Raw genomic sequence first — 14,369 nt, 5'->3', positions numbered from 1 at the left:
CCGCCGCAGCCATGACCGACGTGGTGACGATGGGCGAGACGATGGCCGTGTTCTCGAACGCCGACGTCGGGCCGCTGCGGCACGCCACGCACCTGCGCCTCGGGGCGGCCGGCGCCGAGTCGACGGTGGCGATCGGGGTCTCCCGACTGGGCCTGTCCGCCGCGTACATCGGCCGCGTCGGCGCCGACGAACTGGGCCGCGCGGTGCTGGCGCGGCTGCGCGGCGAAGGGCTGGACGTGTCGGCCGTCCGCGTCGACCCGGACGCGCCGACCGGGCTCATGGTGAAGGAGCGGCGCACCACGCGGGTCAGCCGCGTCGTCTACTACCGCAGCGGCAGCGCGGGCTCCCGGCTGTCCGTCGAGGACGTTCCCGCGTCGCTGGCCGCCGCGAAGGTGCTGCACGTCAGCGGCGTGACCCCGGCGTTGAGCGAATCCGCGCTGGCCGCCACGAGGCACGCCGTGCGCACCGCGAAGGACGCCGGGGTGACGGTGTCGCTCGACTACAACTACCGGGCCGCGCTGTGGACCCCCGAACGGGCCCGCGACGTCCTGCGCGAACTGACCGCCGACGCCGACATCGTCTTCGCCGGCGAGGACGAGGCGCGGCTGGTGACCGGCGGGGCGACGCCCCGGGATCTCGCGGCGTACGGGCCCGCGCAGGCGGTCGTCAAGCTGGGCGCCGCCGGCGCGGTCGCGCTGGTCGACGGCGCCGCGTACCGCGCGGCGGCGGTGCCGGTGCCGGTCGCCGATCCGGTCGGTGCCGGGGACGCGTTCGTCGCCGGGTATCTGGCCGCCCTCCTGCAAGGGCAGGATCCGGGGGAACGCCTTAGAGCGGGGTGCCGCCTCGGGGCGTTCGCCGTGTCGGTGCCGGGCGACTGGGAGGGGCTGCCGCTGGCGCACGAGGTAGGCCTGCTGGACGAGGCCGACGGTGAGGTGCTGCGCTGACGGGGCCCGCCCCTAGACCGGGAACGTCCCCCGGCACCAGCGCCAGTGCCGCCCGGCGCTCAGGTGCTCGACGACCGCGCGCTGCAGCGCGGTGCGGCGCGGCAGCCGCTCCAGCGGCGTGCTCAACGTGCGGAACACGAACCGCAACACCTCGACGTCGGCGTCGATCCCCTCCGGCTGCACGTACGGCTCCAGCGCGAACCTCCGCTGGAAGCGCACGATGTTCGACTCCTCGGGCAGGTACTCGCGCAGCTGCGGGTCGAGCAGCCACGAGCCGCAGCCGAACTCCGCGTACTTCTCGTCCGGAAAGTGGCGCGGGAAGAAGGCACGCGCCTGGTCGAGCGACGCGTCGATGACCGCCGGGCTCAGCGGCCCCGCCTCGGGGATGTGCAGGTCGAGGGTTGCGCCGCGGTGGAACTGCAGCCGGCCCAGTTCGTAGACGGCGCCACGGACGTGCAGCGTCAGCCAGCTCTGCATGACCGGCCAGCCCTCGCCGCCCATCCGCCGGTCGACGGCGAGGTTGCGGCCCAGGTCTGCCAGGGTCGTCCAGGTGACGGCGTCGGCGATACCGTGTTGCCGGTGGTATCCCCGGACGACGTCGACCATGGCGAGATAGGCGTACACGTACAGGTGCCGCCAGGCCGGACCGCGTTCGCGCGGCAGCTCCGGACCCGGCGGCAGCCAGCCGTGGCCGCCGAGATCGGCGCGGAGCAGGGCGATGACGCGATCGAGCAGCCAACGCAGCTCGGCCGTCCACAGTGGAGAGTCCGGCGCCGGCCAGCCGGCCAGGATCTCGGCGGCGTCCTGCGGCGGCACCGCCAGCCGCTCCAGGAGCGCGGGCGCGTCGACCCGCTGCGGCAGCGGCGCCGACGGCCGGTCACCGGCGAGCCGGTGCACCCGTTCGACCTCCGCGAGAGGCACCCCGAGCCGGGTGGCGACATCGTCCATATCCACGCCGCAAACCCTATCCGGCCACCGGTGTGGCTGTTGGACGTGGACGGTGTCATCAACACCCGGCGTCCACAGTGGACCGCCGAGCTCCGGCGCGGCACCGCCCGTTCCGAGGGCGTCGACTGGCCGATCCGGTGGGCGCCCGCACTCGTCGACCGGATCCGCCGGATGTGCGCGACCGGCGTGGTCGAGGTGCGCTGGTGTTCGACGTGGTGCGCCGACGCGGACGCGCTGGAGCGGCTGTTCGACCTGCCGGCGCTGGGGCGGGCGTTCGGGGCCGGGGCGCTCGCGGGCGTCGAGGGGACGGATGCGCTGAAGGCCGCCGCCGCGCGGGGCGTGCTGGCCGAGGGGCGCCGTCTCGTGTGGACGGACGACACGGCCGTGCCGGTCGCCGGGCCGCTGCGCGAGGAGCTGACCGCGGCCGGTGCGCTGCTGATCCGGCCGCACCCGCGCCGGGGGCTGCGCCGACGCGACGTCGACCGCATCGAGGCCTACAGCCGCCGTGCGTGAGGATTCTTGCGTCGGTCTGCGAGCATGCTCGGCCATGGACTATCACGGACAATTCCGCCGTGCCGCGCTCGAGCGGGGCATTCCGGATGATGCGGTGCGCCGGTTCGCCGAGCTGCTCCGGTTCGAGATCCGCACGAGTGCGCGCCCGGAGGGCGTTGCCGTCGGGCGCAGCGGCGGCCTGCCCCGCCTGCCGGTCGAGACGGAATGGCCCACGGTCGAGGAGGACGGCCGGGCGTTGCCGCTGCCGTTCGTCGCCTCGCTCAACTGCGCGGCGCTGCCGAGGGTGGACTCGCTCCCGCTGCCCCCGGACGGTTCACTGCTGTTCTTCCTGGAACATGAGCATGCGTGGGACTGCTACGACGTCCAGGCCGAGCAGAGGTACGCCCGGGTGATGTACGTGCCCGCCGGCACCGGCACCGTGGCGGTCGAGAAGCCGCCGGTCGGCCACGACGAGTGGTCGCTCAGCCTCGCCGGGCCGTTCGTGCGCCCCGAACGCACGCTCTACGGCTCGGTCCATCCCGAACTGGCGAGCTGGCTGGAGTACGACGACGAGGACTTCGAGTTCGTGTCGAAGCCGGCGCGGGAACTGGTCGCCGCGCTCACGCACGTCGAGGAACTGCGCGCCCTCGTCGAGGAGCTGTGGCCGGAGGACACCCGGGGCAGCGAACTCTGGCTCGGCGGCGGGTCCATGGAACTGGGCATGGGCGAGACCCCCGAGTCGTTCATCGCGGCCGCCTCGGTGCGGGCCCGTCGCGAGGCCGAGGAGCTGGAACTCTCCCCGGCGGAGATCAACGCCCTGGAGGAAGAGGAGACGCTGCGGGTGATGCGCGAATGGGTGCCGCTCGCCCAGTTCCACACGTACGACGACGTCTACTTCGGCCGGTTCATGATCCGGATCGAGGATCTGGTCGCCCGCCGCTTCGATCGGGCGCTCTCCTTCGCCATGTTCACCGAGTAGCCCGGCCTTCTAAGCTCTCTGTCGTGGCCGTGCAGTTGAGGGAGATCACCGACGACAACCGCGACGCGGTGCTGGCGCTCGAGGTCGCCCCGTCGCAGAAGCGCTTCGTCAGCGAAGTGCCCGAGTCGTTGGCACAGGCGGCGCGATATCCGGAGGCGAAGCCCTGGTACCGGGCCGTGTACGACGGCGACACGCCGGTCGGGTTCGTGATGCTCTCCTGGGACGTGGTGCCCGACCCGCCGGACATCGTCGGCCCGTGGTTCCTGTGGAAGCTGTTCGTCGACGGCCGGTTCCAGGGGCGCGGCTACGGTCGGGAGATCATCCGGATCGTCACCGCCCTGATCCGGGCCGAGGGCGCCACCGAACTGCTCACCAGCTACGTGCCGGCCGAGGACGGGCCGGCGGGCTTCTACGCGAAGCTCGGATTCGTCCCCACCGGCGAGGTCGACGAGGACGGCGAGGTCATCACCCGGCTGCCGCTCTGAGCGCGCCGTCGGGCGGGCGGTGACCTGCGGCTGCGCGCGGGAGCGAATGTTTCGCGGCGCCCGCGCGGTGGGGCGGTCCCCCTCCGGACCGCCCCACCGGCGGAGTTCACGCGACCGTGCAGGAGACCGCGCTCGGCGGCGTCCCGTTGGCGACGAAGCCGTACGAGGTGGTCGCGCCCGGCGCCAGCGCGCCGTTGTAGGACTCGTTGCGCACCGTGACCGGTGAGGTGGCGGTCTGGCGGCCGTTCCACAGGTTGTTGACCGTGCCGCCGCCGGTCCAGACCGTGTTCCAGCCGGAGATGTTCGCCGTGCCCGAGTTCCGGACCGTCACCTCGCCCTGGTAGCCGCCGTTCCAGGTGCTGATGGAACGGTAGGACGCGGCGCAGCCGCCGGTGCCGCCCGGCGGGGGCGACGAGGTGCCCGGGGTCGGGCTGTTCGTGCCGGTGTTCACCTGCGTCGAGAACGACGTCACGGCCAGCCCCTGCCCGCCGATCCACGGCTCGAAGCCGGCCTGCAGGCTGGTCAGGTACCAGCTGCGCTGGGCGTACCCGCGCGCGATCGTGTCGTTGACGAACGGCAGCACGTCGAAGGACCAGCTGCCGATCGCGCTCGGCGCCACGTACGAGACGACGTCGTTGCCGCCGTTGTTGCCGGTCCACACCTGCCAGCTACGGCCGCCGATGGTGGCCGTGGAGGTGGCCGAGCCGATCGGCTGGATCGAGCCCTGCCGGTTGAACCAGATCATGATCTCGGTGCGGTTCACGCCGTCGGTCTTCGGCTGCGGATCCATCCAGATGTCGAACGACGCGTTGTAGGTGGCGCCGCTGACGTACCGGTAGGTGATGCTGGTCGGGATGCTGCCGATCGCGCTGATCTGGCGGGGCAGGTTCGTGCCCGGGGAGCAGTTCGTGTAGTGGCAGCCGACGTAGATGGCCGGGTAGGACGCGGGTGCGCCGTTCGTCGGCTTGTTCGCGTTGATCTGCGTGATCTCGAAGCCGTTGGCGGTCGCGTTGATGCACTGCTGGGCGTCGTTCCCCCAGTTGTTGTTCATCACGACGTAGCGGCCGCCGACCGTGGTGCTCCCGTACTTGTCGCAGATCACGGTGTCGGCGTGGGCCGCGGGGGCGTTCGCGATCGCGGCCGCTGCACCGGCGGCGATCAGGCCCACCACGGCCACGGACCAGAGCGTCTTTCTCATCCGTTCTCCAACCTCGGGGGTGTGGCGCTCGGGCGGGAGCGCTCCCATCAGGTTAGAGAAACTCCCTGGTACCGGTGCTGTCGCGGGCGAATTGGCCCGATACCCGCTGCTTCCCGGCCGGAACGGGTGAAATGTTCAGACGCCCCGACCGGGCCGCTCGCGCGCTCACGATTCCGCGATTCGGCGGGGATTCGCCGCCGGCCGCCGGGCTTCTGCGGCACGATGGCGGCAAGCACGGCGGCCGTCCGCCGCCGTCTGATCCAGAAAGCACGCCGCCATGACTCTTGCCGCCGTCGCCGTCACCGTGATCCTGCCCGTCGCCCGGCCCGACGCCGCCCGGGAGTTCTACCGCGACGTCCTCGGGCTGCCGTACCGCGGCACGGCGCCGGACGGCAAGATCCTGTTCGACATCGGCTCCGGTGCGACGCTGGCCCTGATCGAGAAGCCGGCCGGCGCCCAGGCCGAGCACACCGCGATCAGCTTCGAGGTCGCCGACATCGACGCGTCGATCGCGGACCTGAAGAGTCGCGGTGCGGTCTTCGCCGACTACGACCTGCCGGGACTCAAGACGGAGCACCACGTCGCCGTGCTCGGCGACGAGAAGGCGGCCTGGTTCGAGGACCCCGACGGCAACATCCTCTGCGTGCACCAGGTGCTCACCGGCTGAGGACGTCTAGAGCCAGTGCTGCCGCGCCCAGCGGGTCAGCTCCTGCCGACTGGAGAGCTGCAGCTTCCGCAGCACCGACGCCGCGTGCGTCTCGACGGTGCGCGCCGAGATCGACAGGCGCACGCCGATCTCCTTGTAGGTGTATCCGGCGGCGACCAGGCGCAGGACGTCGCGTTCGCGCCGGGTGAGGCGGTCCAGTTCCGGGTTGAGCCCGCCCGGGCCGTCGCCGCGGAACGCGTCCAGCACGAAGCCGGCCAGCCGGGGCGAGAAGCAGGCGTCGCCGGAGTGCACCCGCCGCACGGCCTCGCACAGTTCCGGGCCGGAGACGGCCTTGGTGACGTAGCCCCGGGCACCGGCGCGGATCACCCCGATGACGTCCTCGGCGGCGTCCGACACCGACAGCGCCAGGAACCTCGTCCGCGGCAGTTCGGCGGCGACGGCGTCGAGGACGGCCCGCCCGCCGCCGCCCGGCAGGTGCACGTCGAGGAGCACGACGTCGGGCCGTAGCGCCCGGATCCCGTCCACGGCACCGGCGACGTCGGCCGCCTCGCCGACGATCTCGGCGGTGCCGTCGAGTTCGGCCCGCACGCCGGAGCGCACCACCGCGTGGTCGTCGACGATGAAGACCCTCATCGGGCCACCCGCAGTTCGACCTCGGTGCCGGTGCCGGGGGCCGAACGCACGTGCACCACGCCGCCGTGCTGGCGGATCCGGGCCTCGATCGAGTCGGCGATGCCCCGCCGGTCGGACGGCACCCGCCGGGCGTCGAACCCGCGCCCGCGGTCGCGCACGAGCACCAGCACCTCGTCGTCGCCGGCCTCGACGAACACCGACACCTGCCGCACGTTCGCGTGCTTGCCGGCGTTGGTCAGCGCCTCGCGAACGGCGCCGGCGACCGCCTGTGCCGGTTCGTCCAGCGGACACGTGCCGACGGCCACCAGTTCCACGGTCACGTCGAAGCGGTCCTCGGTCTCCTCGGCGATCGCGCGGATCGCGGCCACCAGGTCGTCCTGGGACGTGGTGGCCGAACCGTAGAGCCAGGCGCGCAGCTCCCGTTCGCCGCCCCGGGCCAGCCGGCGCACCGAACCCGAGTCGGCGGCCCGTTTCTGGATCAGCGTCAGCACCTGCAGCACGGAGTCGTGCAGGTGCGCGGCGACCTGGGCGCGTTCCTCGGCGCGGACCCGGGCCGAGCGTTCCCGCGCCACGGTCCTGGTGAGCAGGAACATCCACGGCAGGAACACGCCGCCGACGAGCGCGATCAGACCGGCCATCACGATCGACACCACGCCCGGAGCGGCGAAGATCTCCGGCGATTCGGTGTCGACGAGCAGCAGCCCGATCGTGGCGATGAGCGGGCCGCCCAGGCCGAAGATCGCCACCGTGACGACGAGCCGGGAGATCAGTCGTTCGCCCTCGCGCACCCGCAGCAGCTGCCGCCCGACGAGCACCAGCCACGGCCCGACGGCGAGCCCGACGACCGCGATGAGATCGGCGAGCAGTACCGGCCACGGCGGCGGTTCGGTGTTGTCGAACGCCCACACCAGCCAGCCGACCAGCACCAGGCCCACCGCGGCCAGGGCGAGCAGCCAGCCGGTCCCGAGTCGCACGCGAAAATCCTATTCCGCGGCCACGGCGCGCAGAACGTCGACGCGTGCCGCCAGCCGCGCCGGCACCGCGGCGGCCAGCAGCCCGGCCGCCGTCACCAGCACCACGATCGCGGCCAGCGCACCGACCGGCAGCGTGAACCGCGTCGGCTGGGAGGAGTGCGCGAGCACGGCCGCGGCGGCCCACCCGAACAGCACGCCGACGGTGAGCCCGAGCGCCGCCCCCACGAGCGCGATGAGCACACCCTCGACGCGGACCATCGCGCGCAACTGCCGGCGCCCCATACCGACCGCCCGCAACAGCCCGAACTCCCGCCGCCGCTCGACGATCGACAGCGCGAGCGTGGTCGCGACCCCGAACAGCCCCAGCACCGCCGCGAGCGCGGTGAGCGCGCGGTAGACCCGGCCGGCGTTGCGGAACTGCGCCAGGTCGTGCGCGTGGAACGCGGCCCGGTCGTGGACGTCGAGTCCCGGGAAACCGGCCGTCGCGCGGGCGACCGCCGAGCGGGCGGCGCCCCGGTCCACGCCCGGCGCCACGCGGGTCAGCGCCGTCATCGGGTACGGGGCGCCGCCGATCCGGGCGAGTTCGGCGGACGGGATCAGCGCGGCGTTGAAGTTGTCGGTGGCGCGGTACACCGCCGTGACGGTGAGATCCGCGTCGCCGACCCGCAGGGTGGCACCGGGCGCGCGGCCGTCGCGGTCGCTCACCGCGACGCCGCCGGACGTCACGGCCGCCAGGCTGCCCGCGCTGAACTCCAGGTCCACGACCCGGGCGAGCTGGGCCGGGTCGGCCGCGCAGAACGTCGCGCCGCCGGTGGCGACGCAGTCGACGGTCACCACCGCGGACAGTTCCGGCAGCGCGCGCAGCCGCCGCACGGCCTCAGGGTCCATCGGGGCGGCCCGCCGGACGGTCGGGTCGGGCCCGCCCGCCCAGACCTGAAAATCGACGTGGTCCCGGTGGACGTCGTTCAGCACGGCTTTTTCGATCGAACTGAAGACGATGCTCACCAGCGTCAACAGGGCCAGCCCGATCATCAGCGCCGTCGCGGTGGCCGCGGTGCGATCGGGACTGCGCGCCGCGTTGCGCCGGCCAAGCCCGCCGACGACGCCCCGCAGCGGCGCGCCGAGCACGTCGGCCAGCCGTCCGGCGAAGAGCGGGCCGAGCAGCCGCACGGCCAGCAGCGTCGACGCCGCGCCGGGCAGGAGCAGCAGGCCCTGTCGGGTCGCGACGGCCAGCGGCAGGGCGGCGAGCCCGACGGCGAGGGCCAGCGCGCCGGCCCCGATCCGGCGGGGGCGCATGCGGCCCGCCGACGGCGCCACCTCGCGCAGCGCGGCGACCGGTGCGACCCGCCCGGCGCGGCGTGCCGGTGCGAGGGCCGACAGGAGCATCGGCAGGCAGCCGACGGCGAACGCCGCGACCACCGTGCGCCCCGACAGGACCGACCCGCCCGCCGGCAGATCCCCCTGGAACGGGCCGGCGTCGACCGCCGCGCGCAGCACCACCGCCACGCCGTGCCCCGCCGCCAGGCCGGCCGCCGCCGCGAGCACACCGACGGCGAGCGCCTCCAGCAGCACCGAACGCCGCACCTGCCGCCGGTCCGCGCCGATGCAGCGCAGCAGGCCCAGTTCGCGGGTGCGCTGGGCGACGGTGACCGACATCGTGAGATTGACGATGAACCCGCCGACGAGCACCGCCACCCCGCCGGCGAGCAGCATGATCGTGCGCACGAGATCGACGCCCTCCGACCCGCCGGAGCGGTCCGCGGTGTCGCCGACCATGAGCGTTCCCACGACGATCGCGACCCCGACCGCGGCGGTGAGTCCGGTCAGGAGGGCCCGCCACCCACGGGCCCGCAGCCCGCGCAGCGTCACCCGGATCATGCCGCGGCCCGCGGGGCGCGCAGCCGCTCGAGCACCTGCTCGACGCCCGGCGACGGCAGGTCGTCCACCACCCGCCCGTCGCGCAGGAACAGCGCCCGGTCGGCGTGTCCGGCGGCGATCGGATCGTGCGTCACCATCACCACGGTCTGCCCGAACTCGTCGACGCAGCGGCGCAGCAGCGCGAGCACGCCCGCCCCGGCCAGCGAGTCGAGGTTGCCGGTCGGCTCGTCGGCGAACACCACCGCCGGCCGCGCCACCAGCGCCCGCGCCACCGCCACGCGCTGCTGCTGCCCGCCGGACAGCTCCGCCGGCCGGTGGCCCAACCGGTCGGCGAGCCCCACCGCGTCGATCACCCGCGCCACCCACGCCCGCTCCGGCGAACGGCCGGCCAGCCGCAACGGCAGCACCACGTTCTCGGCCGCCGTCAGCGTCGGCACCAGATTGAACGACTGGAACACGAACCCGATCCGGTCGCGCCGCAGCCGGGTCAGCCGCCGCTCGTCGAGTCCGCAGAGGTTCACGTCCCCGATGTACACGGCGCCGCTGTCGACGGTGTCGAGGCCGGCGAGGCAGTGCAGCAGGGTCGACTTGCCGGAGCCCGAGGGGCCCAGCACCGCCGTCATCCGGCCGGTGTCGATCTCCACCGACACGTCGTCGAGGGCGGTCACCGTCGGGTACCGCTTGCTGACGCCGACCGCGCGCACGGCGGCCACAGGTTCGCTCATGCGTCGATGGTCGGCGGGACGGCCGGCGCGGCACATCCGTAGGAGCCCCGCGACAATCCCGTAGCGGCTGCGGTTGCGTGCCCGTCGCGGGGCGCCATACGATGCGCCAACAACGAACTACTTAAGAACCTGGTTCGCAAAGAGGTGCCATGGCGATCGTGATCGGGCTCGTGCTGCACGCGAGCCACCGCGCCGTCTTCGCGGACGCCGCGCGCACGCTGGCCGGCGTGAGCATCGCCTGGGTCACCTACGAGCAGGAGAGCGAGGTGCGCCCCGGCGTCGAGGAACTGCTGGCCCGCGGCCACCTCGACGGCCTGATGCTGGGGCCGGTGCCCTACGCGAAGTGCCACGACGTCCTGCCCGCCGACCTGTCGGTGACGGTGATCCGGTCCGCCGGGATGGATCTGGCGCTGGCGTTCTGCGGCGCGCTGGCCCGTGGCTGGTCGCCGACGCCGGTCAGCATCGACACCTTCGACCAGGAGACGGTCGACGAGGTCGTCCGGGCGCTCGACTTCGAGGCGGGCGCCGTGGCCTGCCTGCCGTACGACCCGGCGCAGACCGTCGAGGAGATCGTCGGGTTCCACCGCGAGTTCCTCGATCGAACGGGCGGCAGCTACGTCATCAGCCTGCGTACCGCGGTCGCCACCCGGCTCTCCGGCGCGGTGCCGGTGATCAGCGGCCTGCCGGGGCCGGCCACCATCCGGGCGCAGCTGCACGAACTCGCGCTGCGCATCCAGTCGAAGCGGGCCACCGCGCTGCGCTTCGCCGCCGGGGTCTTCCTGGTGGTGGACCGCGACCTGTCGCACGACGTCGAGCGCTCCCGGGTCGGCCTGATGAACCTGCTGCTCAACACCCCGGAGTTCGCCGACGCCTGGATCGAGAACCGGGACCGGCGCGGCGTGGTGGTCTTCGCGCACCAGGCGCTCTTCGAGGACCTGACCCGCAACTGGGTGTCGCTGCCGGCGCTGGCGCAGGCGCACGAGACGCTCGGCATCCGGGTCGCGGCCGGCTTCGGCGTCGGCGGTTCGGCGCGCACCTCGGTCCAGCTCGCCGAGCGGGCCGCCGCACGGGCCGAGCACGAGGACCGACCCAGCGCGTATCTCATCGACGACAGCGGTGTGATCATCGGACCGATGGGCCCGGGCGGTTCGCCCCTGACGTTCACCTACCGCGAGCACGGCGTGAGCCTGGAGGACCTGTCGCGCGGTGCGGGGCTCAGCCCGGCGACGCTGTCCCGGCTCGCCGCCCTGGAGAACGGGCTCAAGGGCCGGCCGATCTCGCCGAGCGACCTGGCCCGGTCGCTGGGCATCACCGAGCCCAGCGGACGGCGGCTCATCCGCAAGCTGAGCGAGTCGGGTCTGGTCCGCGCCGAGGGCAGCGCGCAGGTGCACCGCAAGGGCAGGCCCACCCGGCTCTACCGGCTCGCCATCGGCGACGCGATCCAGAGCGCGGAGACCGCCGACGGGTGACACGGCGACGCGTGGCGCACGCGTGGCAGGGCGCGTGCGGACGACAACGGGAGGAACATGTCCTACGATCTGCTGCTCACCGGCGGCGAGGTCATCGACCCCGGCAGCGGCCGGGCCGGCCGGGCCGACGTGGCCGTGCGCGGCGGCCGGGTGGCGGCCGTCGGAGCCGGACTGGCGGGCGCCGGGGCGCGGGAGGTCGTGGACGTCAGCGGCCGGCTGGTGCTGCCCGGCCTGATCGACCTGCACACGCACGTGCATCCCGGCGCCACGTACTGGGGCGTCGCCCCGGACCCGATCGCCTGGTACACCGGCGTCACCACGTGGGTCGACGCCGGTTCCGCCGGCGCGTACACGATCGACGCGCTGCGGGCAGCCGCCGCGGGCTTCCGGGTCCGGGTACCCGCGCTGCTCAACATCTCCGCCATCGGGCTCACCGGCTCCACCGGCGAGAGCCGCGACCTGCGCAACTGCGACGTCGACCTGGCGATCTCGGCGGTGGCGGCCAACCGCGATCTCGTCGTCGGCGTGAAGGTCCGGATGGACCACCACACGGTCGGCGAGCACGGGCTGGAGCCGCTGCGCCGCGCCGTGGAGGTGGCGGCGGCGTGCGGGGTGCCGGTGATGGTGCACATCGGCGCGGCGCCGCCCACCGTCGGCGAACTGCTGCCGCTGATGCGGCCCGGCGACATCCTGACGCACTGCGCCAGCGGCATCGCCGAGGGCGTCGCCGGCAAGAACGGCGTCGACCCGGCGCTGCGCGCGGCGTACGAGGCGGGCGTGATCTTCGACCTCGGGCACGGCGCGGGCGGGTTCGCCTTCGACGTCCTGGAGGCGCAGCTGGCGTCCGGGCTGGTCCCCCACACCGTCTCGTCGGACCTGCACGCGCGCTGCCTGTACGGGCCGGTGTTCGACCTGCCGACCACGATGACCAAACTCCTCGCGGTGGGCCTGCCGCTGCACGAGGTCGTCGCCGCCGCGACCGCGCGCCCGGCCCGCGTTCTCGACCTGCCCTCCGGGGCCGGCACCCTGGCCGTGGGCGCCCGCGCCGACATCGCCGTGTTCGCGGTCGAGGAGGGCGAGTTCGAGGTGGTCGACTCGCACCGGCAGCGGCGCACGGCCCGGCGGCGGTTCGTCAACGAGGCGACGTACGTCGCCGGCCGGCCGCTCCCGCCGGCGATCCCGGCGGAGCCGCGCCCCTGGGTGCCGGTCACCGACGCCCAGCGTGCCGCGCTCCGGCGGCGCACCGCGCGGCTGCGCGACCTGTTCACGGCGCCGCTGGTGGGCGCCGACGGGCTGGCGGAGCAGTTCCCCCGCATCAGCGGTACCGACCCCTCGAAAGGTGGTTGAACGACATGACCAAGAAGGTGATCTCCACGGATCAGGCCGCGCCTCCCGGTGGGCCCTACTCGCAGGCGGTCGTCGCCGGGGGCCTGGTGTTCCTGGCCGGCGCGTGCCCCGTGCTGCCCGACGGCACGTGGGTGAAGGGCAGCTTCGGCGAGCAGGCCCGGGCCGCCCTCACCAACCTCGCGCGGGTCGCCGAGGCCGCCGGCACCGACCTGTCCCGGGCGGTGCGGGTCGGGGTGTACCTGCGCGACTTCGCGCACTTCCCCGAGCTGAACGAGATCTACGTCGAGTACTTCGGCACGGAGAACCTGCCGGCCCGCACGACGATCCCGGTCGCACTGGACGGGTTCGACATCGAGATCGACGCGGTGCTCGCCCTGCCGTGAACGTCGACTGGCGCACGAAGGGGCTGTGGCTGCCCGGTGCGGCGCAGTCGGCGGAGCAGTTCGCGGCGGCCCGGCACAGCCTCTTCGGCGGCGCCTTCACCTGGCCGGTCATGGTGGCCCGGCGCACCGCGATCGCGCACAACATCGGGACCCTCGCCGCGTACTGCGCCCGGCACGGGCTGGCGTTCGCGCCGCACGGGAAGACCACCATGGCGCCCTCGCTGTTCACCGCGCAGCTGCGCGCCGGCGCCTGGGCGATCAGCGCGGCCACCGCCAACCAGGCGCTCGCGATGCGCCGGCTCGGTGTGCCGCGCGTGCTGCTCGCCAACGAACTCCTCGACGCGGGCCCGCTGCGCTGGTTCGCCGAGGAGGTCGGGCGCGGCTTCGAGTTCCTCTGCTACGTCGACTCCGCCGAGGGCGTCGCGGCGGCTTCGGCGGCGGCCCGCGGCGGCACCCGGCCGCTGCGCGTCCTGGTCGAACTCGGCCACGCCGGCGGCCGCACCGGCTGCCGCACGGTCGCCGAACTCGCCGCCGTGGCGCGCGCCGCCGCCGCGGCGCCCGGGGTGGAACTCGCCGGGGTGGCCGGGTACGAGGGCGGACTGTCCACAGTGGAGGATGCGGCCGCGTACCTCACCGAGCTGCGCGCGGCGACCCTCGAACTGGCCGCCGCGGGCCTGCTCGGCGCGGAGGTGATCGTGACGGCCGGCGGCAGCCGGTACCTCGACCTGGTGCCCGCCCACCTCGGCGGCGCCTGGCTGCCCGGCCGCACGCTGCGCACGGTGCTGCGCAGCGGCGCGTACGTCTCCCACGACGACGGCATCTACCGCGGCTGGAACCCGTTCCGGCGCGTTCCCGGGGAGGGCTCGCTGGAGGCCGCGCTGGAGGTCTGGGCGCAGGTCGTCTCGGTGCCGCAGGACGGCCTGGCGATCGTGGGCATGGGCAAGCGCGACGTGCCGCACGACGAGGGCCTGCCGGTGGCCCGACGGGTGCGCCGGGCCGACGGGACGCCCGCACCGGCGCACGGCATCGAGGTGCTGCGCCTGAACGACCACCACGCGTACCTGGGTCTGACCGCGGGCACCCCGCTGCGCCCGGGCGACCTGCTCGGCTTCGGTGTCTCGCACCCGTGCACCGCCTTCGACCGGTGGCGCACCGTCCCGGTCGTGGAGGACGACGACACGGTGAGCGATCTCATCGAAACGTATTTCTAGCGATGCATCGAGGGGCGCCGGTGGGCTCTTGACCGT

At 73.8% G+C, this 14,369-nt stretch carries 15 protein-coding genes; 9 read left to right on the top strand and 6 right to left on the bottom strand.

All coding sequences use genetic code 11. The features are described 5' to 3' along the window. The first annotated feature begins 11 nt into the window (after positions 1–11). Positions 12–944 (top strand): sugar kinase, encoded by a 933-nt coding sequence (locus Val02_RS11220; protein WP_203898920.1) that lies wholly within the window; start codon positions 12–14, stop codon positions 942–944. A 12-nt stretch (positions 945–956) separates the two neighbouring features. On the opposite strand, the gene Val02_RS11215 is transcribed toward Val02_RS11220, so the two are convergent. Next, on the bottom strand, positions 957–1,898 hold the full coding sequence (locus tag Val02_RS11215) for an acyltransferase domain-containing protein (protein ID WP_203898919.1): 942 nt from the start codon (positions 1,896–1,898) through the stop codon (positions 957–959). A 24-nt stretch (positions 1,899–1,922) separates the two neighbouring features. Between Val02_RS11215 and Val02_RS11210 the strand changes: the two genes are divergently transcribed. The 3 genes from Val02_RS11210 to Val02_RS11200 are packed head-to-tail and all read left to right on the top strand — an operon-like array spanning position 1,923 to position 3,848. Further along, positions 1,923–2,405 (top strand): HAD domain-containing protein, encoded by a 483-nt coding sequence (locus Val02_RS11210; RefSeq protein WP_203898918.1) that lies wholly within the window; start codon positions 1,923–1,925, stop codon positions 2,403–2,405. A gap of 34 nt (positions 2,406–2,439) precedes the next feature. Continuing rightward, the gene (locus Val02_RS11205; protein ID WP_203898917.1) at positions 2,440–3,363 is read left to right on the top strand and encodes a DUF1963 domain-containing protein; all 924 of its coding nucleotides are present in this window, start codon (positions 2,440–2,442) and stop codon (positions 3,361–3,363) included. A 23-nt stretch (positions 3,364–3,386) separates the two neighbouring features. Continuing rightward, positions 3,387–3,848, top strand: coding sequence for a GNAT family N-acetyltransferase (locus tag Val02_RS11200; protein ID WP_239152710.1), 462 nt, complete (start codon positions 3,387–3,389; stop codon positions 3,846–3,848). A 106-nt stretch (positions 3,849–3,954) separates the two neighbouring features. Here the strand turns inward: Val02_RS11200 and Val02_RS11195 are convergent, their stop codons facing one another. Further along, complete coding sequence (locus Val02_RS11195; protein ID WP_203898916.1) at positions 3,955–5,046, bottom strand: GH12 family glycosyl hydrolase domain-containing protein; 1,092 nt, start codon at positions 5,044–5,046, stop codon at positions 3,955–3,957. A 277-nt stretch (positions 5,047–5,323) separates the two neighbouring features. Between Val02_RS11195 and Val02_RS11190 the strand changes: the two genes are divergently transcribed. Beyond that, positions 5,324–5,713, top strand: a complete 390-nt coding sequence (locus Val02_RS11190; RefSeq protein ID WP_203898915.1) for a VOC family protein — start codon at positions 5,324–5,326, stop codon at positions 5,711–5,713. 6 nt (positions 5,714–5,719) lie between these two features. Here the strand turns inward: Val02_RS11190 and Val02_RS11185 are convergent, their stop codons facing one another. The 4 genes from Val02_RS11185 to Val02_RS11170 are packed head-to-tail and all read right to left on the bottom strand — an operon-like array spanning position 5,720 to position 9,923. After that, complete coding sequence (locus tag Val02_RS11185) at positions 5,720–6,346, bottom strand: response regulator (RefSeq protein WP_203898914.1); 627 nt, start codon at positions 6,344–6,346, stop codon at positions 5,720–5,722. Further along, positions 6,343–7,320, bottom strand: a complete 978-nt coding sequence (locus Val02_RS11180) for a sensor histidine kinase (RefSeq protein ID WP_203898913.1) — start codon at positions 7,318–7,320, stop codon at positions 6,343–6,345. Before Val02_RS11180 ends, Val02_RS11185 begins: the two co-directional genes overlap by 4 nt. 9 nt (positions 7,321–7,329) lie before the next feature. Continuing rightward, entirely contained in the window at positions 7,330–9,198 is a 1,869-nt protein-coding gene (locus tag Val02_RS11175) for an FtsX-like permease family protein (protein ID WP_203898912.1), read from the bottom strand. Beyond that, positions 9,195–9,923, bottom strand: coding sequence for an ABC transporter ATP-binding protein (locus Val02_RS11170; RefSeq protein ID WP_203898911.1), 729 nt, complete (start codon positions 9,921–9,923; stop codon positions 9,195–9,197). The genes Val02_RS11175 and Val02_RS11170 overlap by 4 nt, the downstream gene beginning before the upstream one ends. 149 nt (positions 9,924–10,072) lie before the next feature. Here Val02_RS11170 and Val02_RS11165 point away from each other — a divergent pair, with 149 nt between their 5' ends. Genes Val02_RS11165 through Val02_RS11150 form a run of 4 tightly spaced genes read left to right on the top strand, consistent with a single transcriptional unit; the run spans position 10,073 to position 14,333 of the window. Beyond that, positions 10,073–11,392 (top strand): MarR family transcriptional regulator, encoded by a 1,320-nt coding sequence (locus Val02_RS11165; protein ID WP_239152708.1) that lies wholly within the window; start codon positions 10,073–10,075, stop codon positions 11,390–11,392. A 57-nt stretch (positions 11,393–11,449) separates the two neighbouring features. Next, on the top strand, positions 11,450–12,739 hold the full coding sequence (locus Val02_RS11160; RefSeq protein WP_203898910.1) for an amidohydrolase/deacetylase family metallohydrolase: 1,290 nt from the start codon (positions 11,450–11,452) through the stop codon (positions 12,737–12,739). Positions 12,740–12,744: 5 nt separating this feature from the next. Then, complete coding sequence (locus Val02_RS11155; RefSeq protein WP_203898909.1) at positions 12,745–13,122, top strand: RidA family protein; 378 nt, start codon at positions 12,745–12,747, stop codon at positions 13,120–13,122. Next, positions 13,119–14,333, top strand: a complete 1,215-nt coding sequence (locus tag Val02_RS11150; RefSeq protein ID WP_203898908.1) for an alanine racemase — start codon at positions 13,119–13,121, stop codon at positions 14,331–14,333. The genes Val02_RS11155 and Val02_RS11150 overlap by 4 nt, the downstream gene beginning before the upstream one ends. Positions 14,334–14,369: the final 36 nt, after the last annotated feature.

It is taken from the genome of Virgisporangium aliadipatigenens, assembly GCF_016863615.1.
In the GTDB taxonomy this organism is placed as follows: Bacteria; Actinomycetota; Actinomycetes; order Mycobacteriales; family Micromonosporaceae; genus Virgisporangium; species Virgisporangium aliadipatigenens.
The sequence above is the reverse complement of the archived record's forward strand: the minus strand, read 5'-3'. Positions and strand labels throughout refer to the sequence as shown.